This window comes from Streptomyces sp. NBC_00440, assembly GCF_036014215.1.
Lineage (GTDB): Bacteria > Actinomycetota > Actinomycetes > Streptomycetales > Streptomycetaceae > Streptomyces.
This window is the reverse complement of sequence record NZ_CP107921.1, coordinates 2,903,114-2,924,232: the sequence shown is the minus strand read 5'-3', so window position 1 is coordinate 2,924,232 and position 21,119 is coordinate 2,903,114. Positions and strand designations below refer to the sequence as shown.

Annotated in this window: 26 protein-coding genes, 1 tRNA gene and 2 pseudogenes; 18 read left to right on the top strand and 11 right to left on the bottom strand. The window is 68.5% G+C overall.

The annotated features are described in order from the left end of the window. Window positions 1–141: 141 nt before the first annotated feature. On the top strand, window positions 142–726 hold the full coding sequence (locus tag OHB13_RS13110) for a DUF1269 domain-containing protein (protein WP_266856536.1): 585 nt from the start codon (window positions 142–144) through the stop codon (window positions 724–726). Window positions 727–889: 163 nt separating this feature from the next. Here OHB13_RS13110 and OHB13_RS13105 read toward each other — a convergent pair. Next, window positions 890–961: transfer RNA gene (locus OHB13_RS13105), tRNA-Cys, on the bottom strand. A gap of 201 nt (window positions 962–1,162) precedes the next feature. On the opposite strand from OHB13_RS13105, the gene OHB13_RS13100 reads away from it, so the two are divergent. The 4 genes from OHB13_RS13100 to OHB13_RS13085 all read left to right on the top strand — a co-directional run bounded on the left by OHB13_RS13100 (window position 1,163) and on the right by OHB13_RS13085 (window position 5,152). Further along, window positions 1,163–2,614: an MFS transporter gene (locus tag OHB13_RS13100; protein ID WP_328377204.1), complete on the top strand. Its 1,452-nt coding sequence runs from the start codon at window positions 1,163–1,165 to the stop codon at window positions 2,612–2,614. Between the two features lie 39 nt (window positions 2,615–2,653). Continuing rightward, a complete protein-coding gene (locus OHB13_RS13095) occupies window positions 2,654–2,854 on the top strand; it encodes a ribbon-helix-helix protein, CopG family (protein WP_328377203.1) in 201 nt (66 codons plus the stop codon). Then, the gene (locus OHB13_RS13090) at window positions 2,851–3,231 is read left to right on the top strand and encodes a type II toxin-antitoxin system death-on-curing family toxin (RefSeq protein WP_328377202.1); all 381 of its coding nucleotides are present in this window, start codon (window positions 2,851–2,853) and stop codon (window positions 3,229–3,231) included. Before OHB13_RS13095 ends, OHB13_RS13090 begins: the two co-directional genes overlap by 4 nt. A 139-nt stretch (window positions 3,232–3,370) precedes the next feature. Further along, window positions 3,371–5,152, top strand: a complete 1,782-nt coding sequence (locus tag OHB13_RS13085) for a DEAD/DEAH box helicase (protein WP_266856543.1) — start codon at window positions 3,371–3,373, stop codon at window positions 5,150–5,152. Between the two features lie 48 nt (window positions 5,153–5,200). Here the strand turns inward: OHB13_RS13085 and OHB13_RS13080 are convergent, their stop codons facing one another. From OHB13_RS13080 to OHB13_RS13060, 5 genes are all read right to left on the bottom strand, one after another. Further along, complete coding sequence (locus tag OHB13_RS13080) at window positions 5,201–5,962, bottom strand: contact-dependent growth inhibition system immunity protein (RefSeq protein ID WP_328377201.1); 762 nt, start codon at window positions 5,960–5,962, stop codon at window positions 5,201–5,203. Between the two features lie 43 nt (window positions 5,963–6,005). Next, window positions 6,006–7,169, bottom strand: coding sequence for an RNase A-like domain-containing protein (locus tag OHB13_RS13075; RefSeq protein ID WP_328377200.1), 1,164 nt, complete (start codon window positions 7,167–7,169; stop codon window positions 6,006–6,008). Next, window positions 7,169–7,492, bottom strand: coding sequence for a hypothetical protein (locus tag OHB13_RS13070; RefSeq protein WP_328377199.1), 324 nt, complete (start codon window positions 7,490–7,492; stop codon window positions 7,169–7,171). The genes OHB13_RS13075 and OHB13_RS13070 overlap by 1 nt, the downstream gene beginning before the upstream one ends. A 155-nt stretch (window positions 7,493–7,647) precedes the next feature. Continuing rightward, on the bottom strand, window positions 7,648–7,776 hold the full coding sequence (locus tag OHB13_RS13065; protein WP_328380281.1) for a DUF397 domain-containing protein: 129 nt from the start codon (window positions 7,774–7,776) through the stop codon (window positions 7,648–7,650). Further along, window positions 7,739–8,653: a helix-turn-helix domain-containing protein gene (locus OHB13_RS13060; protein WP_328377198.1), complete on the bottom strand. Its 915-nt coding sequence runs from the start codon at window positions 8,651–8,653 to the stop codon at window positions 7,739–7,741. Before OHB13_RS13060 ends, OHB13_RS13065 begins: the two co-directional genes overlap by 38 nt. 177 nt (window positions 8,654–8,830) lie before the next feature. On the opposite strand from OHB13_RS13060, the gene OHB13_RS13055 reads away from it, so the two are divergent. The 3 genes from OHB13_RS13055 to OHB13_RS13045 all read left to right on the top strand — a co-directional run bounded on the left by OHB13_RS13055 (window position 8,831) and on the right by OHB13_RS13045 (window position 11,231). Continuing rightward, window positions 8,831–9,340 (top strand): ATP-binding protein, encoded by a 510-nt coding sequence (locus OHB13_RS13055; RefSeq protein ID WP_443062997.1) that lies wholly within the window; start codon window positions 8,831–8,833, stop codon window positions 9,338–9,340. Between the two features lie 302 nt (window positions 9,341–9,642). Next, complete coding sequence (locus OHB13_RS13050; RefSeq protein WP_266856555.1) at window positions 9,643–10,284, top strand: IclR family transcriptional regulator; 642 nt, start codon at window positions 9,643–9,645, stop codon at window positions 10,282–10,284. A 158-nt stretch (window positions 10,285–10,442) separates the two neighbouring features. Next, a complete protein-coding gene (locus OHB13_RS13045) occupies window positions 10,443–11,231 on the top strand; it encodes a S16 family serine protease (protein WP_266856557.1) in 789 nt (262 codons plus the stop codon). An 82-nt stretch (window positions 11,232–11,313) separates the two neighbouring features. On the opposite strand, the pseudogene OHB13_RS13040 reads toward OHB13_RS13045, so the two are convergent. Further along, window positions 11,314–11,481, bottom strand: a pseudogene (locus OHB13_RS13040) (glycine betaine ABC transporter substrate-binding protein); the annotation flags it as partial. Between the two features lie 68 nt (window positions 11,482–11,549). Beyond that, a complete protein-coding gene (locus OHB13_RS13035; protein WP_266856559.1) occupies window positions 11,550–12,032 on the bottom strand; it encodes an Lrp/AsnC family transcriptional regulator in 483 nt (160 codons plus the stop codon). A gap of 214 nt (window positions 12,033–12,246) precedes the next feature. On the opposite strand from OHB13_RS13035, the gene hppD reads away from it, so the two are divergent. Then, window positions 12,247–13,392, top strand: coding sequence for a 4-hydroxyphenylpyruvate dioxygenase (gene hppD / locus OHB13_RS13030; RefSeq protein WP_328377197.1), 1,146 nt, complete (start codon window positions 12,247–12,249; stop codon window positions 13,390–13,392). Window positions 13,393–13,475: 83 nt separating this feature from the next. Here hppD and OHB13_RS13025 read toward each other — a convergent pair whose 3' ends face one another. The 3 genes from OHB13_RS13025 to OHB13_RS13015 form a co-directional block, all read right to left on the bottom strand. Beyond that, window positions 13,476–14,465 (bottom strand): SRPBCC family protein, encoded by a 990-nt coding sequence (locus OHB13_RS13025; RefSeq protein ID WP_328377196.1) that lies wholly within the window; start codon window positions 14,463–14,465, stop codon window positions 13,476–13,478. Window positions 14,466–14,470: 5 nt separating this feature from the next. After that, window positions 14,471–15,085: a hypothetical protein gene (locus OHB13_RS13020; RefSeq protein WP_328377195.1), complete on the bottom strand. Its 615-nt coding sequence runs from the start codon at window positions 15,083–15,085 to the stop codon at window positions 14,471–14,473. A 158-nt stretch (window positions 15,086–15,243) separates the two neighbouring features. Then, a complete protein-coding gene (locus OHB13_RS13015; protein WP_266856566.1) occupies window positions 15,244–15,699 on the bottom strand; it encodes an Asp23/Gls24 family envelope stress response protein in 456 nt (151 codons plus the stop codon). 241 nt (window positions 15,700–15,940) lie between these two features. Here OHB13_RS13015 and OHB13_RS13010 point away from each other — a divergent pair, with 241 nt between their 5' ends. The 9 genes and pseudogenes from OHB13_RS13010 (at window position 15,941) to OHB13_RS12970 (ending at window position 21,115) form a co-directional block, all read left to right on the top strand. After that, window positions 15,941–16,264: a gas vesicle protein GvpO gene (locus tag OHB13_RS13010; protein ID WP_328377194.1), complete on the top strand. Its 324-nt coding sequence runs from the start codon at window positions 15,941–15,943 to the stop codon at window positions 16,262–16,264. A gap of 46 nt (window positions 16,265–16,310) precedes the next feature. Beyond that, entirely contained in the window at window positions 16,311–16,763 is a 453-nt protein-coding gene (gvpJ, locus tag OHB13_RS13005; RefSeq protein WP_328377193.1) for a gas vesicle protein GvpJ, read from the top strand. A 3-nt stretch (window positions 16,764–16,766) separates the two neighbouring features. Further along, the gene (locus OHB13_RS13000; protein WP_266856570.1) at window positions 16,767–17,507 is read left to right on the top strand and encodes a GvpL/GvpF family gas vesicle protein; all 741 of its coding nucleotides are present in this window, start codon (window positions 16,767–16,769) and stop codon (window positions 17,505–17,507) included. Between the two features lies 1 nt (window position 17,508). Next, window positions 17,509–17,715 (top strand): annotated as a pseudogene (locus OHB13_RS12995) (gas vesicle protein GvpG); the annotation flags it as partial. Window positions 17,716–17,930: 215 nt separating this feature from the next. Next, window positions 17,931–18,287 (top strand): gas vesicle protein, encoded by a 357-nt coding sequence (locus OHB13_RS12990; protein WP_266856572.1) that lies wholly within the window; start codon window positions 17,931–17,933, stop codon window positions 18,285–18,287. Then, complete coding sequence (locus OHB13_RS12985) at window positions 18,284–19,168, top strand: GvpL/GvpF family gas vesicle protein (protein WP_328377192.1); 885 nt, start codon at window positions 18,284–18,286, stop codon at window positions 19,166–19,168. Before OHB13_RS12990 ends, OHB13_RS12985 begins: the two co-directional genes overlap by 4 nt. After that, window positions 19,152–19,382, top strand: coding sequence for a gas vesicle protein (locus OHB13_RS12980; RefSeq protein WP_266856576.1), 231 nt, complete (start codon window positions 19,152–19,154; stop codon window positions 19,380–19,382). Before OHB13_RS12985 ends, OHB13_RS12980 begins: the two co-directional genes overlap by 17 nt. Continuing rightward, entirely contained in the window at window positions 19,379–19,663 is a 285-nt protein-coding gene (locus OHB13_RS12975) for a gas vesicle protein K (protein ID WP_266856578.1), read from the top strand. The genes OHB13_RS12980 and OHB13_RS12975 overlap by 4 nt, the downstream gene beginning before the upstream one ends. An 84-nt stretch (window positions 19,664–19,747) precedes the next feature. After that, window positions 19,748–21,115, top strand: coding sequence for an FAD-binding oxidoreductase (locus OHB13_RS12970; RefSeq protein WP_266856580.1), 1,368 nt, complete (start codon window positions 19,748–19,750; stop codon window positions 21,113–21,115). Window positions 21,116–21,119: the final 4 nt, after the last annotated feature.

Here is a 21,119-nt window from a genome sequence, read left to right as displayed (position 1 = left end):
TGGGTGCCCGCAGGGGGGGCTACCGGTGGCTACCCCTCCGGGCCTGCCCGGTACTTCCCCGGACGCCACTGCCATATGTCGCCTTTGCGGCATATTTCCTATAGTGGGCTGAGTCCTGCACCCCGATGAGGAGTCAGCCGCATGAGCAATCTGTTTGTCATCGCCTACGACGACGTGGCCACCGCCAACCAGGTCCGCGACAAGGTCGTGACGCTGAGCCGTCAGCACCTCATCGACCTGGAGGACGTGGTCGTGGTCGAGCGCCGCGAGGCCGACGGCAAGATCAAGCTGCACCAGGCCGTCAACCTCACCGCGGCAGGAGCGACCGGGGGTGCGCTCTGGGGCGGGGTCATCGGGCTGCTGTTCCTTGCGCCACTGCTCGGCGCGGCCGTCGGAGCCGCGGCGGGCGCGGCAGGCGGAGCGGCCAGGGACGTCGGGGTGAACGACGACTTCATGCGCGAGGTCAGCTCGAACCTCCGCCCGGGGGCCGCGGCGCTCTTCGCCCTGGCCAAGTCGGAGGCGGTCGACAAGGTCGTGGCCGAGCTGGCGCCGTTCGGCGGCCAGTTGGTCCAGACGTCGCTCTCGTCGGAGGACGAGGAACACTTGAAGGCGATGGTCCAGGCGGCCAGGGCCGGCGAAAAGGAGCAGCCGACGACGAGGCCGGAGGCATCCGGGGCACGGCCCGGGGGCACGGAGCAGCAGCCGACGACGAGGCCGGACTCCTGAGGGGGCTTACGTTGGGGGCGCCCCCCGGGCCCCGACCGGGAGCAGCAGGGCGGAGGGCTTCCGCGTAGGGGGTGACCCCGGTGCCCCCGGCCCGGAGAACGGGGGGGCGACCCCTGTGCCCCCGGCCCGAACGACGGGGGCACGGGGGCGTCCTCGTACACAGAGGCCGTGGCGGGAATCGAACCCACGTAACTCGCTTTGCAGGCGAGCCCCTAAACCACTCGGGCACACGGCCAAGCCACCGGAACCGCTCCGTTCGTGCGTTCGGAACCGATCCAGTACGCCGACCGTAGGTCCCCCGCGCCCCCGCCTCAAGACCGCGGGCCGTCCCGCAACGTGACTGCCACACCCCGTTCATGGTCGTACGACCAACGGACCAGTCCGGCCCGTCCCTCCGACAGGGTTCATCCGGCCGTTCGCCCCTTACTGTGGTCTCATGACCGCCCTGGAATCCCGCGACGCCGAGGTCGCATCCCCCGACCTGCCCGACGGCACTTCCGCCCCCGTGACCGGCGGGATTCTCGGCAGCGCGCACCGGGCGCTCAGTATCGGCATCGTCACCGTCGTCCTGCTCATCGCCTTCGAGGCGACCGCCGTCGGCACCGCGATGCCCGTCGCCGCGCGGGAGCTGCACGGCGTCGCGCTCTACGCCTTCGCGTTCTCCGCGTACTTCACCACCTCGCTCTTCGCGATGGTCCTCTCCGGCCAGTGGGCCGACCGGAACGGGCCGTTGCGGCCCCTGGCCACCGGGATCGCCGCCTTCGCGGCCGGACTGCTGCTCTCCGGTACCGCGTCCTCGATGTGGATCTTCGTGGCCGGGCGCGCGGTGCAGGGGCTCGGCGGCGGGCTCGTCATCGTCGCGCTGTACGTCGTCGTCAGCCGCGCCTACTCCGAGCGGCTGCGGCCCTCGATCATGGCCGCCTTCGCCGCGAGCTGGGTGATCCCCTCCGTCGTCGGACCCCTCGCGGCCGGCACGGTCACCGAACACCTCGGCTGGCGCTGGGTCTTCATCGCCATCCCGGTCCTGGTGGTGCCGCCGCTCGCCCTCGCGCTGCCCGCGATCCGCCGGACGGCCGCGGGCCCGGCCGACCCCTCCGTACCGCCGCCCGGCTTCGACCGGCGGCGCATCCGCCTCGCGCTCGGGATCTCGGTGGGGGCCGGTCTGCTCCAGTACGCGGGCGAGGACCTGCGGTGGCTTTCGCTGATCCCCGCGGTGGCGGGCGCGGCGCTGCTGGTCCCCGCGGTGCTCGGACTGCTGCCGCGCGGCACCTGCCGGGCTGCGCGCGGGCTGCCTTCCGTGGTGCTGCTGCGCGGGATCGCCGCGGGGTCGTTCATCGCGGCCGAGAGTTTCGTACCGCTGATGCTGGTCACCCAGCGGGGGCTCTCGCCGACGCTGGCAGGACTCTCGCTGGCGGCCGGCGGCGGCACCTGGGCGCTCGGCTCGTTCGTACAGTCACGGCCGCGCATGGAGCCGTACCGGCAGCGGCTGATCGTCATCGGGATGATCCTCGTGGCGGCGGCCATCCTGACCGCGCCGAGTGTCCTGATCCACTCCGTCCCGGCCTGGACGGTCGCGGTGGCGTGGGCGTTCGGCTGCTACGGCATGGGCACGGTCATCGCGTCGACGAGCGTGATGATGCTGAAGCTGTCGGCCCCGGAGGAGGCGGGCGCGAACTCTGCCGCCCTGCAGATGTCCGACGGTCTCTCGAACGTCCTGATGCTGGCGGCGGGCGGCGCGGCCTTCGCGGCGCTGGGCGGGGGAGCGGTCGGCGCCCTGCACGACGGGGCCTCCGCCCCGCACCCGGCGGCGTTCGCGGCGGTGTTCCTGCCGATGGCGGCGGTGGCGCTGGCGGGGGCTTGGGTGGCGACGCGGCTGCGGGCCGACTGAGTGGTACCGGATTGACCCCACCGTTGGTACCGTTTTGGTATGGCTACCAACCTGCGTCTCCGCGACGATCAGACCGAAGCGCTCAAGAAGCGTGCCGAGCAGGAGGGCGTCAGCATGCACGCCCTCCTGCTCCGGGCTGTGGACGACTACCTGGCCAGGACCGCCCATGAGGCCATCGTGCGCGAAACGGCCAAAGAGCAGGTCGCCAAGTGGTCCGAGCTGTTGGAGCGGCTCAAGTGAGTCACGTATACCTGTCGACCGAAGACGGCCTGGCCATCGCGGCCCACGCCGTCGATGACCAGGACGTCGTCCTGCGGGATGCCGGGCTTCTGGATTCGGCCGTGCACCGCCCTTCGGCGTCGATGTTCGGTCAGGAGGCGTACCCCGACCTGTTCGACAAGGCGGGTTCGCTGCTCCAGTCGCTGGCCATCAACCACCCCTTCATCGACGGGAACAAGCGCACGGCCTGGGTCTCCTGTGCCGTCTTCCTGGCCATGAACGGCGTGCAGCTACGGCCCGACATCGACGCGGCCGAGCGACTCGTGGTCGCGGTGGCCGCCGGGCGTACGGAAGAAGTCAAGGAGATCTCCCGGGAGCTGCGCGCCCTGGCGGAGTGAGCCCGGTTCCGTAGGAGCGTGAGCCGGGTCTCATCGTGCACGGGCGGCGCCGTTCGCGCCGGGGCCCAACCCGGCCACAGGTAGGGTGGCCCGGTTGTCGTACCGCCGCCCCGTGCACCTCTGAGAACCGACGGAGACCGTGACTACTACCGCCTCCCACCACCTCTCACCCGCCTTCCCCGGCCGCGCCCCCTGGGGCACCGCGAGCAAGCTGCGTGCCTGGCAGGAAGGCGCCCTGGAGCGCTACCTCCATGAGCAGCCCCGTGACTTCCTCGCGGTCGCGACCCCCGGCGCCGGGAAGACCACCTTCGCGCTGACCCTCGCGTCCTGGCTGCTGCACCACCACGTCGTGCAGCAGATCACTGTCGTCGCGCCGACGGAGCATCTGAAGAAGCAGTGGGCGGAGGCCGCGGCCCGGATAGGGATCAAGCTCGACCCGGACTACAGCGCGGGCCCCCTGAGCAAGGACTACGACGGCGTCGCCGTCACCTACGCCGGTGTCGGCGTGCGCCCGATGCTGCACCGCAACCGCTGCGAGCAGCGCAAGACCCTCGTGATCCTGGACGAGATCCACCACGCGGGCGACAGCAAGTCCTGGGGCGAGGCGTGCCAGGAGGCGTTCGACCCGGCGACCCGGCGGCTCGCGCTGACCGGTACGCCGTTCCGCTCGGACACCAACCCGATCCCCTTCGTCACGTACGAGGAGGGCAACGACGGTATCCGGCGCTCCTCCGCCGACTACACGTACGGCTACGGCAATGCGCTTGCCGACGGCGTCGTCCGCCCCGTGATCTTCCTCAGCTACAGCGGCAACATGCGCTGGCGCACCAAGGCCGGCGACGAGATCGCCGCCCGGCTCGGCGAACCGATGACCAAGGACGCGATCGGCCAGGCCTGGCGCACCGCGCTCGCGCCGACCGGTGAGTGGATCCCGAACGTGCTGCGCGCCGCCGACCAGCGGCTCACCGAGGTCCGCAAGGGCATCCCGGACGCCGGCGGTCTGGTCATCGCCTCCGACCAGGACACCGCCCGCGAGTACGCCAAGATCCTCCGGAAGATCACCGGTGACCGGCCCGCCGTCGTGCTCTCCGACGAGAAGGCTGCGTCGAAGAAGATCGACCAGTTCGCCGCCGACGAGTCCCGGTGGATGGTCGCGGTCCGGATGGTGTCGGAGGGCGTCGACGTACCGCGCCTCGCCGTCGGCGTGTACGCCACCACCATCTCGACACCGCTCTTCTTCGCCCAGGCCGTGGGCCGTTTCGTACGCTCCCGCAGGCGCGGCGAGACCGCGTCCGTCTTCGTGCCGACGATCCCGATGCTCCTCGACTTCGCGAACGAGATGGAGGTCGAACGGGACCACGTACTCGACAAGCCCAAGAAGGGCAGTGACGAGGAGAACCCGTTCGCGGAGGAGGACAAGCTCCTCGCCGACGCGGAGAAGCTGGAGGACGAGGAGACCGAGGAGCAACTGCCCTTCGAGGCACTCGAATCCGACGCGGTCTTCGACCGGGTGCTGTACGACGGCGCCGAATTCGGGATGCAGGCCCACCCGGGCAGCGAGGAGGAGCAGGACTACCTCGGCATCCCCGGCCTGCTGGAACCGGACCAGGTCCAGCTGCTCCTCCAGAAGCGGCAGACCCGGCAGATCGCACACAGCCGCCAGAAGCCGGCCGAGGAGGCCGACCTGCTGGAGAAGGCCGCCGAAGCGCGCCCGGTCGTCACGCACAAGCAACTGCTCGAACTGCGCAAGCAGCTCAACACGATGGTCTCGGCCTACACCCACCAGAGCGGCAAACCGCACGGCGTGATCCACACGGAGCTGCGCCGCACCTGCGGGGGCCCACCGAGCGCGGAGGCGACCGCAGGCCAGCTGAAGGAGCGCATCGCGAAGGTCCAGGAGTGGGCGACGCGGATGCGGTGAGGGCCGGGCGCGCCGAGACTCCGCTCTTGTGCGCCCCGCATCCGTCGCCTATTGGTGGATGGCTGCGCGTTTGTCGTGTGGTGGGTATGCCGGGTTCAGGCCTACTGGGGGTTGGTAATTCACTTCCTTCAGATGGTTGTTGAGCCTCTCGGCCATGTGTTCCATCCACTGTGTGTAGGTCTGGCCCTCAGGTGGCATGAGGTCGCAACCGAGGGCCTCAACTGCCGCTTCCACGGTGTCCTCGTCGGGGCAGATGGTGAGCAGCTCGGCGATCTCATGGGCGGCCGCCGCAGTCTCATGATCGCCTTCGCTGCTTCCTGCATTGGCGTATTCGTCGAGTACAACATCGTATGGATCCTCGATATCCCGGTGAAAGGATCCGCCAAGGAGGCTGGAGAGGTTCGGCAGACGCTGTCGCCACTCCCAGTTCGTTTCGGGGACTGCGGGCTCTGCTACTTCGCCGCCTTCGGTGAAGGCTGCCAGGTGCGGAAGCATGGCGATGAGGCACTCTTCGCGGGTGCGGCCGGGCGGGGTGATCATGGGTGGCATGGAAGCCAGATTGGATGCCACATCGGCCTCGTCGAGGCCGTACTTGAGTACGTCCAGGATCTCGCGGGATACCCGGAATGCTCGGCCGGGGTAGTACGTGGCCATCCGTAGATAGCTTCGCATCGCCTTTGACGGGGCTTCATCGGTATCTGTGTAGGCGTTTTCGTATCTCACGGACGAGTACGCAAAAAGAATGAGCCGCAGTTCTGGCAGCCACTCTGCCCACGGTGCGTCATCATCGAAAATATCGGGTTGAGTCATTGAGCTTTCCCATCAGTTGCCGCTGCTCTGCATGGATGCCCGGTCAGGGTATGGGGAAGGTGGTGAGGATGTAATATCCACCGGGCGCACTCGGATCGGCCTTCAGGACGACACGTGCGCTGCGAACCTCTCTGGACCCCTTGCCATCCTGCCAGTCCTTGCGGGACAGTGACCGGCCGGTTACCTCGCCAGTGTCCTCGACATCGAAATGCTCCGGTTTTGTTATCTTATCCTTCTTCAGCCAATTGCTGATTTCTTGTTTGTTGGAATCGATAGCCCGCTGAGCGAACCTTTGTGCATCGGCGGTGTTTTTGTACGTCGAAACACTCTTGATCTTCTTCTTTTCCTCTCCGAATCGATCTCGCATTTGCTTTTCGCTGCGACCTACATGCTTGGTGACCCCATGGCCCCCGTACCCTTCGTCCTCAAGTGGGTCGGCTTCCCGGGGCTGGGGTGGCTTTGGCCCCTTGCGGCTGGCGCGATTCCAGGCGTTGTAGTCACCCTCGGACATCGCCGTGATGAAGTCGTCGAAGCCCTTGTAGGTCAGAGCGCCGCCGCCCGTGATGGCTGCGCCGCTGACGACATTCACCGGGACACCGGCAAGAGCGCCTACGCCGGTGGCATCGAGGGCTGCGCCACCGAACTCCCCGCCAACGCCAACAGACATCAACCAGATGCCGGTTGCAGTTTCGAAGACGCCGGTGAGGGAATCAGGGCTGAAGGCCACCTGCATGACGTTGGCGACTTCGGTGCCGGTGTCTTCGAGAGGGTCGACCACCCACTTCTTCCACCAGGAGCGCTTCTTCGGCTTCGGTTCCGGCTTGGCGCGCGTGGTGATTCCGTTGAAGGCGTCAACCGGGGAAATTCCGTCGCCGAAGCCGTGGGGGCCTTTTGCTTCGTCGAACATGCGCAGGCGCAGCTTGATCTCTGCGGACATGATGTGCAGCTCCGCGCCGAGTGAGCCGGGCAAGCCCGCGAAAGTCGAGACCGGTGCGGTCGGTAGGAGTACCCCGCTGCCGGCAGAGGTCTCTTGTACGCGCTGCAGATTCGGGTTGTGAGTAGCCTGTTGTCCGGGGTCGAGCGCTTCCTGCGCGTCGGTCAGAATCGAGCCGATGCTGCGGTGCAGCGAACCCGCACCGGCACTCGCCTTCTCCAGATCCGCCGCGAGCTTCGCTACTTTTCCCTCATCGAACCCTCTGAATCCCATCAGTGGCCGCTCTTGTGCTTTGCGGCGTGATTGGCGCGCTCGTCGAGATTTCGTGCTTCGCTGTCCCAGCGCCGGGCGTCTGCGACGAGGTCACTCGCCATGGTGTGGAGCGTGCGACTGTGAGCTTGCAGCTTCGCAGTGGTGGATTCCGCGTAGGGTCCTTTCCATATCGTTATTCGGTCCTTTCCGCTGCCTGCAGCCTGCTTCACCTCGTTGTCGAGATAGCTGCCAAGGCCATGTGCGGCGGTACGCGCACGCCGTGCTGCTGAACGGAGTGTCTCGGCGCGCTTCTTCAACTCGGCTGCCGTTTCTGATTCCCCCATGCCGTCTCCCTGCGTATCAGCGGGTCCGTATCGCGTGCGATCTTGAAGGCTCAATCTCGGGACATTGCCCCTTGAACAAGTCGTGCGCGGCAGAGACTTTTTGCTGTCTCTGCCGCGCACGGGTGTTGCGTTGGCTGGTGCGGCGGGCCGGGTCGCTAGCGGTGGTTGTTCGTCTTCAGGCCGGTTATGAATGCGGTCCAGGAGGTGGTGGGGAATGCCATGGCGGGGCCGTCCGGGTTCTTGCTGTCACGGACGGGGACGACGCCGGGGAATCCGTCCGCCACTTCCACGCAGTTGCCGCCCTCCTGATTGCTGTAGCTGCTCCTGCGCCAGGCGGCGACGGTCAGATCGAGACGGGACACTCGCTTCACGGTGGTTGCCCTCCATGACGGATCGGATCATGTCCAGTGACATGAGCGGGGGCAGCGCCACTGCCCGCAGTTGATCGTAGGTCAACGCGAAACGCCTGGCTTCTTCCGGTTCCTCGATCAGCTGGCCGTAATGCGCGCCTTCTGTGTACGCGGCTTCGGCGCCGTCCGGCAGACCGAGAACGGTGAGGGAGCCGCCCATCACGTCATGCTCGCCCTGGCTGAACGGCAGTACCTGCACGGTGATATGAGGTTCTGCGGCCGCCTCCAGCAAGCGGTTCAACTGCGCCCGCATGACAGCCGGGCCACCGACAGGACGCCGTAGGACCGCCTCGTCAAGAATCGCCCACAGCTCGGGGGCATCGGGCGCAGCCAGGCGCTCCTGCCGCTCCATTCGGGCCGCGAGCCGTTCCTCCAGGTGTTCCTCGTTCTTGAGAGAGCGGCCGACGCTCAGAAGTGCTCGGGCGTATTCCCGGGTCTGCAACAGGCCCGGCACCGCGTGCGATGCGTACTCGCGGATCGAAGCCGCACGTGCCGCGTGCCCCATGAATGCCCGCGACCAGTTGGGAAACGCCTCCCGGTACACGTACGGCCACAAGTCGATCAGCAAGTTGTCCGCCACCAGGGCGGTGTCCAGTGCTTGTGTCAGTTCCCATGCGGGTTTCGCACCGGACGCGCGCTCGATCTGGGTGATGCGGGTGCTGACCACGTGCGTCATATCGCCCAGTTCGACTTGAGTCAGTCCCGCCGCCGTACGGAGCTTGCGTACCCGTGAGCCGAAGAGTGCGGCCATCGACGTCTGGGGGTCAATTGGTCTGGCCAAGACGGGACTTCCGTTCTTTACGACCTGGAAGGTAAGGCTTCGTCACCTTTCGAGCGTAGGGCCAACGGCCGATTCTTGAGTACGGAACGTCACGACTCCCGCACTCTGCGGGACGTGCAGGGAATCGACCGTCTGGAGAGCCGCACCATGCTGAAAGCAGTGACCGTGCCGGAGGAGGGCCCGAAGAGGGGGACGGAAGGGGCCGCGCAGTCGCACGGACCGGATTCGGCTGCCCCGGATCCTGAACTGCGGGTGCTCTCCATGCAGTTCACGTCGTCGCCCCGAGGTGCCCGGCTTGCCCGGCGGGCCGCCGTGAGGCGTCTGGGCGAGTGGGGGTTCCCGCCGATGTCGGATGCGTCGTGCACCGTCGCCCTGCTGGTCGCGGAGCTTGCCGCGAACGCCGTACAGCACGGCCGGGTGCCCGGCCGCGACTTCCATCTGCTCGTCGCTTTTGACGGGCGGGCGAGCCGGTTCCGTATCGAGGTTTCGGACGCATGCGCGGATCGGTCGCCGGTCCACCCTGTCGCCCCTGCGGCTGAGGAGGAATCGGGCCGCGGTCTGCTCCTTGTCGATGTCCTCGCCGTCCGCTGGGGCTGGGTGCCTCGCGTACCCGTCGGGAAGACCGTGTGGGCGGACGTGGTGGCGGCCGGGAGTTGAAGGTAAAAGGTCGGCATAAAGAGATTGAAGGTAAAGGAAGGTGATCCGGTCGCGAACTGCGACCCTTTCGTCATAAACGGGGCAAACCGTGCACCGACTGCCCGGATTCTGGACTTACCCTTCCGCTGAGCGGACCAGCTCGCTACTGTCCCGGCAACGCATACGCCCCGTGGCAGAGCCGCCGCGGAGCGCAGCCGGTGCCCTGGCCTGCCGGCGGCCGCTGCGCGCGCGTCGCCGAACGGGAACCGGCGTCGTGACGTTCGTGGGGAGCCGCCGCGACTACCACGTAAGGAGTGGGCGTCGTGACCGCCGAGACTTCTCAGACGCTCGACAGGGGACTCCGCGTCCTCAAACTGCTTGCAGACACCGACCACGGCCTGACCGTCACCGAATTGTCCAACAAACTCGGGGTCAACCGGACCGTGGTCTACCGACTGCTCGCCACATTGGAACAGCACACCCTGGTCCGCCGCGACCTGGGGGGCCGTGCCCGGGTCGGGCTCGGTGTGCTGCGCCTGGGCCGCCAGGTGCACCCCCTCGTCAGGGAAGCGGCGCTGCCCGCGCTCCGCTCGCTCGCCGAGGACATCGGCGCGACGGCGCACCTCACCCTGGTCGACGGTTCGGACGCGCTCGCCGTCGCGGTGGTCGAACCGACGTGGACGGATTACCACGTGGCGTACCGGGCGGGCTTCCGCCACCCGCTGGACCGGGGCGCGGCCGGGCGCGCGATCCTCGCGTCCCGGCAGGGGCTGCCCGACGGGCCCGGCTACACGCTCACCCACGGCGAACTGGAGGCGGGCGCGAGTGGCGCCGCCGCGCCGCTGGTCGGAGTGACCGGGGTGGAGGGGAGCGTGGGTGTGGTGATGCTCGCCGACTCCATACCGGAGCGGGTGGGACCGCGCGTGGTCGACGCGGCACGGGAGGTCGCAGAAGCGCTGCGGTGACGTGGGCGGCGCGGGAGGTCGCGGAAGCGCTGCGGTGGCGTGGGCGGCGCGGGAGGTCGCGGAAGCGCTGCGGTGGCGTGGGCGGCGCGGTGCAGCTGTGGGCGGTGCGGTGAGGTGGCAGGGCGGGTCCGGTTTGCCGCGCCCGATAGATTGGCTCCGTGCTCCTCCGTAACCCGCGCTCCCGTGTCCTCGCCGTCTGTGCCGTTCTGGTGCTTGCCCTCCTCGGTACGGCCGCCTTCGCGCCGCTGCCGTTCTCGGTGGCGCAGCCGGGGCTGACCGCCAATGTGCTGGGTGACAACAAGGGGCAGCCCGTGATCAGCATCACAGGCGCGGCCGTACGGAAGACGTCCGGCCAGTTGCGGATGGTGACCATCGAGGCGACCGGGCCGTCCACCGACGTGGATCTGGGGCAGGCGATCGACGGCTGGTTCCGTACCGACCGGGCGGTCATGCCGCGCGACGCCGTCTACCCGGGCGGCGGCAGCGACGCCCAGATCGAGAAGCACAACCTCGCCGAGATGAAGGGCTCGCAGGACGACGCGACCGAGGCCGCGCTGAACTACCTCGGCGACAGCTCCGACAAGGTCAAGGTGACCCTGCACCTCGCGGACGTCGGCGGCCCCAGCGCCGGGCTGCTCTTCTCGCTCGGCATCGTCGACAAGCTGGACGGCGACGGTGCGGGCGCCGACCTCACCGGCGGCCGGACCATCGCCGGTACGGGGACGATCGACGCCTCGGGGAAGGTCGGCGCGGTCGGGGGAGTGGCGCTGAAGACGCAGTCCGCCGCCCGGGACGGGGCCAGCGTCTTCCTCGTACCGAAGGCCGAGTGCTCCGACGCCAAGTCCGGGCTTCCGCACGGGCTGCGACTGATCCCGGTCACCACGCTCAAGGGCACGGTGGCGGTCCTGCAGACGCTGAAGAAGGGCGGCTCGGTCCCCAGCTGCTGACCGGCCCGGGTTCTGATGCGTCCCGGCCCCGGACCCCGGCCCCGGACCCCGGCCCCGGCCCGGCCCGGACCCCGGCCCCGCTTCACCCGTTCTTGATGAAGCCCTCCTTGATCAGCCACTCCTTCGCCACCTCGTGCGGGTCCTGACCCGCCACGTCCACCTTCGCGTTCAGCTGCTGCGCGATCTGCGTCGTCAGCCTCTTCGCGATCGGGGTACGGCGGTTGAGCACGTCCGCCATGGCCAGGTGCTTGGTGCTCCCCAGCCGGCCCGCGTCCGCCAGTAACTGCTGGTAGCGGTTGCCGAGGTAATCCCGGAAATTCATCCCTCGGGGCCCTTTCCTCGGCTCGCCTGCTCCACCAAGGGGATGATCCGCAGAGGAACGGGGTTTTCCATGACGATCGCCGTGGAGGCGCGCACGATGCCATCGAAACCCACCACCAGGTCGATCACCCGTTGGAGATCCGCGTTCGACCGGGCCACCAGACGGCACAGCATGTCGCCGTGGCCGGTCGTGGTGTGCAGTTCGAGCACCTCGGGCACGCCGTTCAAGTGCGCTCGTACATCGGCCCCTTGGCCCTGTTTGATCTCCAGCGTCGCGAAGGCGGTCACCGGGTAGCCGAGGGCGGCCGGGTCGACATCGGGGCCGAATCCCCGGATTACTCCATGCGACTGGAGCCGGTCGAGCCGGGCCTGTACGGTCCCGCGCGCCACGCCGAGCCGCCGTGACGCCTCCAGCACCCCGATCCGGGGCTCACGGGCCAGCAGCACGATCAGCCGGCCGTCCAGTGCGTCGATACCCACGCTTCACTCCCGCCGCTCACGGATGTCACCGCTCGGATGCCACCGCTCTGACCCCACCGTTCCGGGCTCATCCTGCTGTGGTCGTCCTTCTGTGGTCATTTTTCTGTGGTCACCCTGTACAGATGGACTGCCCATCCTGGTCCCGTACTGCGCAGATTGCCCAGTGAAACCGCAAACTATTGCGCACCTTGCGATACGGCGGGACGCTTCCCCCATGACTGAGACCACCCAGCACACCCCGGACACCGCGCGTGAGGCCGACCCCTTCCCGGTGAAGGGAATGGACGCGGTCGTCTTCGCCGTCGGCAACGCCAAGCAGGCCGCGCACTACTACGCGACCGCCTTCGGCATGAAGCTCGTCGCCTACTCCGGACCGGAGAACGGCAGCCGCGAGACCGCCAGTTACGTCCTGACGAACGGCTCCGCCCGCTTCGTGTTCACCTCCGTCATCAAGCCCGCGACCGACCACGGCCGCTTCCTCGCCGGCCATGTCGCCGAACACGGCGACGGCGTCGTGGACCTCGCCATCGAGGTGCCGGACGTCCGCGCCGCGTACGCCTACGCGACCACGCACGGCGCCACCGGCCTCCAGGAGCCGTACGAGGTCAAGGACGACCACGGAACGGTGGTCCTGGCGGCCATCGCCACGTACGGCACCACCCGCCACACCCTGGTCGAGCGCACCGGGTACGACGGCCCGTACCTGCCCGGGTACGCCGCCGCCGACCCGATCGTCGAGCCGCCTGCCCGGCGCACGTTCCAGGCCATCGACCACTGCGTCGGCAACGTCGAACTCGGCAAGATGAACGAGTGGGTCGCCTTCTACAACAAGGTCATGGGCTTCACCAACATGAAGGAGTTCGTGGGCGACGACATCGCCACCGAGTACTCCGCCCTGATGTCGAAGGTCGTCGCCGACGGCACGCTGAAGGTGAAGTTCCCGATCAACGAGCCCGCGGTCGCGAAGAAGAAGTCGCAGATCGACGAGTACCTGGAGTTCTACGGCGGCGCGGGCGTCCAGCACATCGCGCTCGCGACGAACGACATCGTCGGCTCGGTCCGCGCCATGCGGGCGGCGGGCGTGCAGTTCCTGGACACGCCCGACTCGTACTACGACACGCTGGGGGAGTGGGCGGGCGAGACCCGCGTCCCCGTCGAGACCCTCCGCCAGGAGAAGATCCTCGTCGACCGCGACGAGGACGGCTATCTGCTGCAGATCTTCACGAAGCCGGTCCAGGACCGGCCGACGGTCTTCTTCGAGATGATCGAGCGGCACGGATCGATGGGCTTCGGCAAGGGGAACTTCAAGGCGCTGTTCGAGGCGATCGAGCGGGAGCAGGAGCGGCGCGGGAACCTGTAGGCGTCGTGTAGGGGTGCGGGCGCGGAAATCTGAAGGGCGGTGGGCGGGAACAGCGGCGCTGTTCCCGCCCACCGCCGGCCGCGTCAACGATCGTCTTCGTCTTCGTCCTCGTCCTCTTCTTCCTCGGCGTCTTCGTATCCCTCTTCTTCGCCCTCCTCGCCGTCTTCGTCCTCGTACTCCTCGTCGCCCTCCTCCTCGTCCTCTTCCTCGTCTTCTTCTTCGTCCGTGCCGTCGCCCTGGTCCTCGTCGTCCTCCAGGCCTTCTTCGTGGCTGCGGACGACCTCCCCTTCGCGGATCTCACCGCGCCAGCCTTCTACTTCATCGTCGTCCCCGGTGAGGGTCACGTACCGCTGGAAGTGCTTGAGGTCCAGCCGCAGCCGGCGTCCCTGGGCGCGCCAGATGTTGCCCGTCTTCTCGAAGAAGCCGGAGGGCGTGTACTCGACGACAGCGACGATGCGGGTCAGGCGCGGAGCCAGTTCATGGAAGGTGATGGAACCGCGGGTCGTCCCCCTGGCACCCTCGGATGTCCAGACGATGCGCTCGTCGGGCACCTGCTCCTGCACGGTGGCCTTCCAGCTCCGGTTGGAGAAGGCGACTTTGAGCTTCCAGTCGCTCTCGATTTCGTCCGACTGCTTCACGCTGGTGACGCCCTTGGTGAATGAGCTGAATTCCTCGATCTCGGTCCATCGGTCATAGACGGTGCGCAGTGGCTTTCCGACGTCGATCATCTCGATGATGTTCGTTGCCTTCTGACTCCCGGCCTTGCTGCCGCCGTCACCGCCCCCGAAGGCGTTCTTGACCGAGTCCACCGCCTTGTCCTTCACGGATCCGGCCTTCTCGCCCACGAATGCCTTGACGGGGTTCTCGCCGCCCATGACGCGTTTCCCGACGTCGAGGAGGCCGCCGCCATCGCCATCGGAATCCCCCAGGCCCTCGGCCAGATCCGAGATCTTGCCCGAGGCGGAATCCACCAACCGCTGCCCCTGGGCGCCGATATAGGCGGACAGCTCGTCCTTGACCTTGTCGAGGGCGGACATTCCCTTGTCCGCAGATGTGTCCTCCTGCTTGGCCATGAGAGCTACCTCCTCCGGCTGTTACGGCTCGAAGCCTTCTTGGCGGCAGCCTTCTTCGGCGCTGTCTTCTTGGCAGCTGATTTCTTGGCCGCTGTCTTCTTCGGTGCTGCCTTTTTGGCAGGCTTCTTCTTGGCAGGGGACGCGGTCTTCTTGGCCGCAGGACGCTTCGCGGGACGACGACGCGGTGGCTCTTCCTCCTCGCCCTCGTCCACCTCGTCGTCCTCCTCCTCAGGCTCGTCCTCGTCCTCGTCCTCTTCCGCTGCGTATTCCTCTTCCTCTTCTCCGTCCTCGTCCTCTTCGCCCGGGGGTTCCAGCAGGGCACTTGTCCGCTGCTGGAGGGCGTCGGCGACGGATTCGAGGCGCCGGTTCGCCTGCGCCGACAGGGCGGTACGTCCGGCCGTCAGCACCTCACCCCGTACCTGCTCGATCAAGGGAGCGACCTGAGGGTTCTCCGCCAGTTTGCGGGCGGCCATGCTGATCATGTCCCGTGGACTGAGCGGCAGTTGCTGGCCGACCACCAGGGAAGCGAGGCCGATGGCCAGCTTCCCCTTCTTCGTCCGGCCGAGGACATAGCCCGCTGCCACAGCGGCTGCGAGGGAAACCTTCGTGCTGTCTTCCATGAGTGCCCCTATCGATCAGAGCTGGATCACCTGGGCTCCCGGGCATGGCACCGTGGCGTGGAGGCGGAGCGAGGTGCAGAGAGGCGCCCACCGGGTGGGCCTGCCTCGCCGCCTCTCTCCGCACCCCCGTCGGCTGCCTGGAGACGGGAGGTCTTCCTCTACCGGACCCGCCCGCTCGGCTCGCTGTCCTCGTCCTCGTCGTCGTCCGGTCCTGCCAGGTGCACGTCGGACACCTTGATGTTGATCTCGACGACTTCGAGGCCCGTCATCGTCTCGACCGCGTCCGTCACCCGGTTACGGATCTCCTTCGCGGCGTCCGCGATGGGCTCGCCGTACTCCACGATGACGTCCACGTCGATGGCGGCCTGGGTCTCGCCGACCTCGACCTTGATGCCCCTGCTGGGGGTGGGGGTCTTCGAGACCCTGTCGCGGACCGACCCGATGGCCCGGGAGGCGCTGCCGCCCACGGCGTACACACCGTCGGTCTCGCGGACCGCGATACCCGCGATGGTCGCGACGACCGTGTCCGCGATGGTGGTCGTACCCCGGGTGCCACCGCTGTCGCCGCCCAGAGTGGTCGAGTGGGTGCTGCCTGTGGTGTCGTTACTGGCCATGGGAAATCCTCCAGCGTGAAGAGAGCCGGGCGTCTGGGAGGGCGACGGAATGCGCCCGGCCCAAGCCGGCCCACATCGCCGTGCGCGCCTCTCCTTCCAATGTCCTCTGGCCTTCGGTAAGCCGCCATTCGTGTAGATCCTGATTGAGCGTGCCGAAGACTGGTAAAAGGCGCAGAACCGCTTCCAGCCTTTCGGTCCACCCCGCATGCGGGGTGCCGGAGCGGTCCACAGAATGACGGACATGGCAGAACAGCGTGCCCGTAAATCCGGGACCTCCCGATCCGCATCCTCCGCCGCGGACAGAAAGCACGTGAAGGGCGCGGAGGAGGCGGCCGAACGCGCATGCCTGAGTCTGAAGAAGCTGATCAGTCACAGGACCGAGGGCGTCTCCGCCGTATCGCGGACCGATGACGGCTGGCACGTGGACGTGGATGTGCTGGAACTCCCCCGCATTCCCGATACGACCAGCCTGCTGGCCACCTACGAAGTGGACCTCGACGAACAGGGCTCACTTCTGGAGTACCGCAGGGTCCGGCGCTACCGCCGTGGCCAGGCGGACGAATGAGCCCCGACGCCCGAGACCAGCGCCAATCCGGAAAGAGGGTTCTCCCTTGAGCACATACAGCGAGGAGGTTGTCCGCGTTCCCCGCGCCGGCAGCCTCTACGACGTCCTGGAACTCATCCTCGACCGCGGCATGGTCATCGACATCTTCATCCGGGTGTCGCTGGTCGGCATCGAGATCCTGAAGATCGACGCGCGCATAGTCGTGGCCAGCGTCGACACCTACCTGCGGTTCGCCGAAGCCTGCAACCGGCTCGATCTGGAAAACGATTCGACGAGCAGGACCGTGCCCGAGCTCTTCGGCGGCGGTATGGCCAAGAGCGCCGGGAAGGCCGGTGCGAAGAAGGCCGCGCACTCCGTGGGCGACAAGGTCAGGAAGGCCGTCGGAGCCGGCGGCGACGACGATGACGACGAGCGGGAGGAAGCCCGCCCGCGCCGGAGCAAGTCGTCGCATTCCCGGAGCAGTGGCGGACGTACCCGCCGTCATGAGGAGGAGAGCTGACCGATGGCCGCATCAGGCATCTATGTGTACGGCATCGTGGGCGGCTCCCGCCAACTCCCCGTCGGTGCCAGGGGCGTCGGTGAACCGCCCGCCGATATCCGGCTCCTGCCGGCAGGCGACCTGGCCGTCGTGATCAGCGCGGCACCACCGGGGCTCAGGGCGCGGCGCCGCGACCTCATGGCGCACCAGGGTCTGCTGCTGACGCTGGCCGAAGCGGGGCCGGTGCTGCCGATGCGCTTCGGGGTGGTCGCACCGGACGAGGCCACGGTGCTGGGCGATGTCGCCGCGCGCCGCAGCGAGCACGCCGCGGTCCTGGAACGGCTCGACGGCCATGCCGAGATGAACGTCAAGGTCATGCCTGTGCAGGACGACCTGGAAGGACTGATCCGGGAGGACCCCGTGGTCCGCAGGATCCGTGAGGAGACCCGCCGCAGGCCCGGTTACGAGGCCAACATCCGGCTGGGAGAGGCGGTGGCGGCCGGTCTCCGGCGCAGAGCCGCGGTGGCCGCGGCCCGGCTGCCGGTCGAGTTCGCGGAGATCGCCGGTGAAATGCGGCCGGGCCCTGACGTCGAGGGCTGTGTGCTGAACGCTTCGTTCCTCGTCCCACGGGGCAGCGAAGCACTCTTCCGCGACGTCGCCGAGCAATGGGCCGCGCACCACCGGGACCGGCTGGAACTGCGGCTGACCGGACCGCTGCCCTGCTACAGCTTCGTAGCCCCGGAATCCGCCCCGGCCAGGGTCTGACGTGGGGCTGATCTCCGGCGTCCTGCTCCTTCCGCTGGCACCGGTACGCGGCGTGATCTGGATCTCCGACCGGCTCATCGACGCGGCGGAGCAGGAACTCCACGACCCCGGGGTGATCCGGGCCCGGCTCGCCGAGCTGAACCGTTCCCTGGACGACGGTGAGATCGGCCTGGCGCAGTTCGAACGCGAGGAGGAGCGGTTGCTCGACCTGCTCGACCGGAGACCGCCGAAACCGGAACCTCTCCGCGGTACGCACGGAACCCGCGGTACGCACGGAACCCGCGCTGCGCAGCACGGTACGCACGGAACCCGCGCTGCGCAGCACGGTACGCACGGAGCCAGCGGTACGCAGGGGGCCCGCAGTACGCACAGGCAGGCCACCGAACAGCCGCCGCGGACGGCATCGAGACCTGGGAGCACCCCGTGACAGAAGTGGACAGCTGGGACTCCGCGCCCACGACGCACGCCCCCAGTACGGCCAACCTGGCCGAGATCCTGGAGCGTGTCCTGGACAAGGGCATCGTCATCGCGGGCGACATCAAGATCGACCTGCTCGACATCGAACTCCTGACCATCCGGCTGCGCCTGTTCATCTCGTCCGTGGAGACGGCGAAGAAGGCCGGCATCGACTGGTGGGAGACCGACCCCGCCCTCTCCTCCCGCGCCGCGCACGACGCCCTGGCCGAGGAGAACAAGCAACTGCGTGAACGCCTCGAAGTGCTGGAGGGCGACGACGACGGGCAGCAGTCCGGGCGGCCGAGGGAGGTGCGCCGCCGATGACGGTGACTCCGCAGTACCAGCCCGGCCCGGCCGACCGCACCGGCGCCCCGGCCACGTACGTCTTCGCTGTCTGCGGGCCGGACCGCCCCGCGCGGATGGACCCCGCCCACGGACATCCCGGGGGCGGGCCGCTGCGCTTCCTGGCCGTGGGCCCGCTGCGGGCCGTGGTCCAGGACGTACCGGCGGAAGCCTTCTCGGAAGCCGCCCTGCGCGAGCGGCTCACCGATCCCGCCGAACTCGAACGCTGCGCGCGGACCCACCACGACGTCGTCACCGCCGCCGCCACCGGAGGTCCCACGGTGCCGCTTCCCCTGGCGACGCTCTATCTCGGGGACGAACGCGCCGCCGCCGCACTCGGCGCCGAGCAGGAACGCTTCCGGGCGGCGCTCGACCGCATCGCGGGGCGGGCCGAATGGGCCGTCAAGGTCTATCTGACCCAGCCCGGGACCGGGAACGGGAACGGGAACGGGGCGCCCGGCAACGGGGCGGCACCGTCCGAGACGCTCCCGCCGGACGCGCCGTCCGGGACGGGACAGGGCGCGGGCCGTGCGTATCTGAACCGGCTGCGTGGCGCCCGGCAGCAGCGGGAGCAGTGTCAGGAGCGGGCACTGGCCGCAGCCGAGCAGGTGGACAGCGCCGTACGCGAACTGGCCGCGGGCTCGGTCAGGCGCCGTCCGCACGGCCCCGAGGCCACGGGCCAGGGCCGCACACAGGTCATGAACGCGGCCTATCTGATCGCCGAGGAGAGAGGCGGCCAGCTGGCGAGGACGGTCGGGCGGCTCCGCTCCACCCCGGGTTTCGACGGCATCGAGATCGAGGTCTCGGGGCCGTGGGCCCCCTACTCGTTCACGGACGGAGGCGTTCATGCAGGACACCCGTAATCCCGTCCCCTGGCAGGGCCCGGAGGCCGTGGCCCCCATCGGGGTCCCTCTGGTCGATCTCCTCGACCGAGTGCTCGGCACCGGCGTCGTCATCAGCGGAGACCTGGTGATCGCCATCGCGGACGTCCCGCTGGTCAGGCTCTCCCTGCACGCGCTGCTGGCATCCGTCAGTGAACGGGTTCCCGCGCCGTGGGCCGACAGCGGGCCGCTGTGACCGACACCCGCGTGGACATCGACCCGCACAGCGCGGGCCGCGATCTGGCGTCGCTCGTCCTCACCGTGGTCGAACTGCTCAGACAGCTCATGGAGCGGCAGGCGATCCGCCGGTTCGACAGCGGAGAGCTCACCGAGGAGCAGGAAGAACGGGTGGGGACCACACTGATGCTCCTCGACGAGCGGATGACGGAACTCTGCGCACAACACGGTCTGCGCCGCGAGGACCTCAACCTGGACCTCGGCCCGCTCGGCACCCTGCTCTCCCACGAGTCCCGTTGACCGGTCACCCCCGGCGCGGCCCTCTCCGCACCCGCTGAGGTCCGCCCCTTCCCAGCAGCCGTCCGCCGGTGCCAGGGTGGGATCATGAATGATCTGCTCGAACGCCTGCGCACCGGACTCCCGGCAGAAGCCCTGATCAGCGACCCGGACGTGATGGCCTCGTACGCCAGGGACACCGCCGGTTTCTGCGACGCCGGGGCCCCCGCCGCCGTCGTCCTGCCGCGCACCACCGAGCAGGTCCAGCACGTCATGCGCACGGCGACAGCCCTCCGTACGCCCGTCGTCCCGCAGGGCGCTCGCACCGGCCTCTCCGGCGCGGCCAACGCCGTCGACGGCTGCATCGTGCTGTCCCTCACCAAGATGGACCGGATCCTGGAGATCAGCCCCGTCGACCGGATCGCCGTCGTCGAACCGGGCGTCGTCAACGCCGTGCTCTCCCGGGCCGCCGCCGACCAGGGCCTGTACTACCCGCCGGACCCCTCCAGCTGGGAGACCTGCACCATCGGCGGGAACATCGGCACGGCCGCGGGCGGCCTGTGCTGTGTGAAGTACGGGGTGACCGCCGAGTACGTACTCGGCCTGGAGGTCGTCCTCGCCGACGGGCGGCTCCTGACCACCGGACGCCGCACCGCCAAGGGCGTCGCCGGATACGACCTGACCCGGCTCTTCGTCGGCTCCGAAGGCAGCCTCGGGGTGGTCGTGAAAGCCGTTCTCGCACTGAAGCCCGCCCCGCCGCGCCAGCTCGCCCTGGCCGCCGAGTTCTCATCGGCCGCTGCCGCCTGCGACGCGATCTGCGCGATCATGGAGCGCGGTCACACACCCTCACTCCTCGAACTCATGGACCGTACAACGATCCGCGCGGTCAACTCGATGGCGCAGATGGGCCTCCCGGAAACCACGGAGGCCCTGCTGCTCGCCGCGTTCGACACCGCGGACCCCGCGGCCGACCTGGCCGCCGTCGGCGAGCTCTGTGCAGCTGCCGGTGCCACCGAGATCGTGCCCGCCGAGGACGAGGCCGAGTCCGAACTGCTCCTCCAGGCCCGCAGGCTGTCCCTCACCGCGCTGGAGACCGTCAAGCCCGCGACGATGATCGACGATGTGTGCGTACCGCGTTCGAAGCTCGGCGCCATGCTCGAAGGCACCGCGGTCATCGCCGAGAAGCACGACCTCACCATCGGCGTCTGCGCCCACGCCGGCGACGGCAACACGCACCCCGTCGTCTGCTTCGACCACGCCGACCCCGATGAGTCGCGGCGGGCGCGTGAGTCTTTCGACGAGATCATGGCGCTCGGCCTTGAGCTGGGCGGCACGATCACCGGCGAACACGGCGTGGGCGTACTGAAGAAGGAGTGGCTGGCGCGCGAACTGGGGCCGGTGGGCGTCGAGATGCAGCGCGGAGTCAAGCAGGCTTTCGACCCGTTGGGCCTGCTCAACCCGGGCAAACTCTTCTGAGATC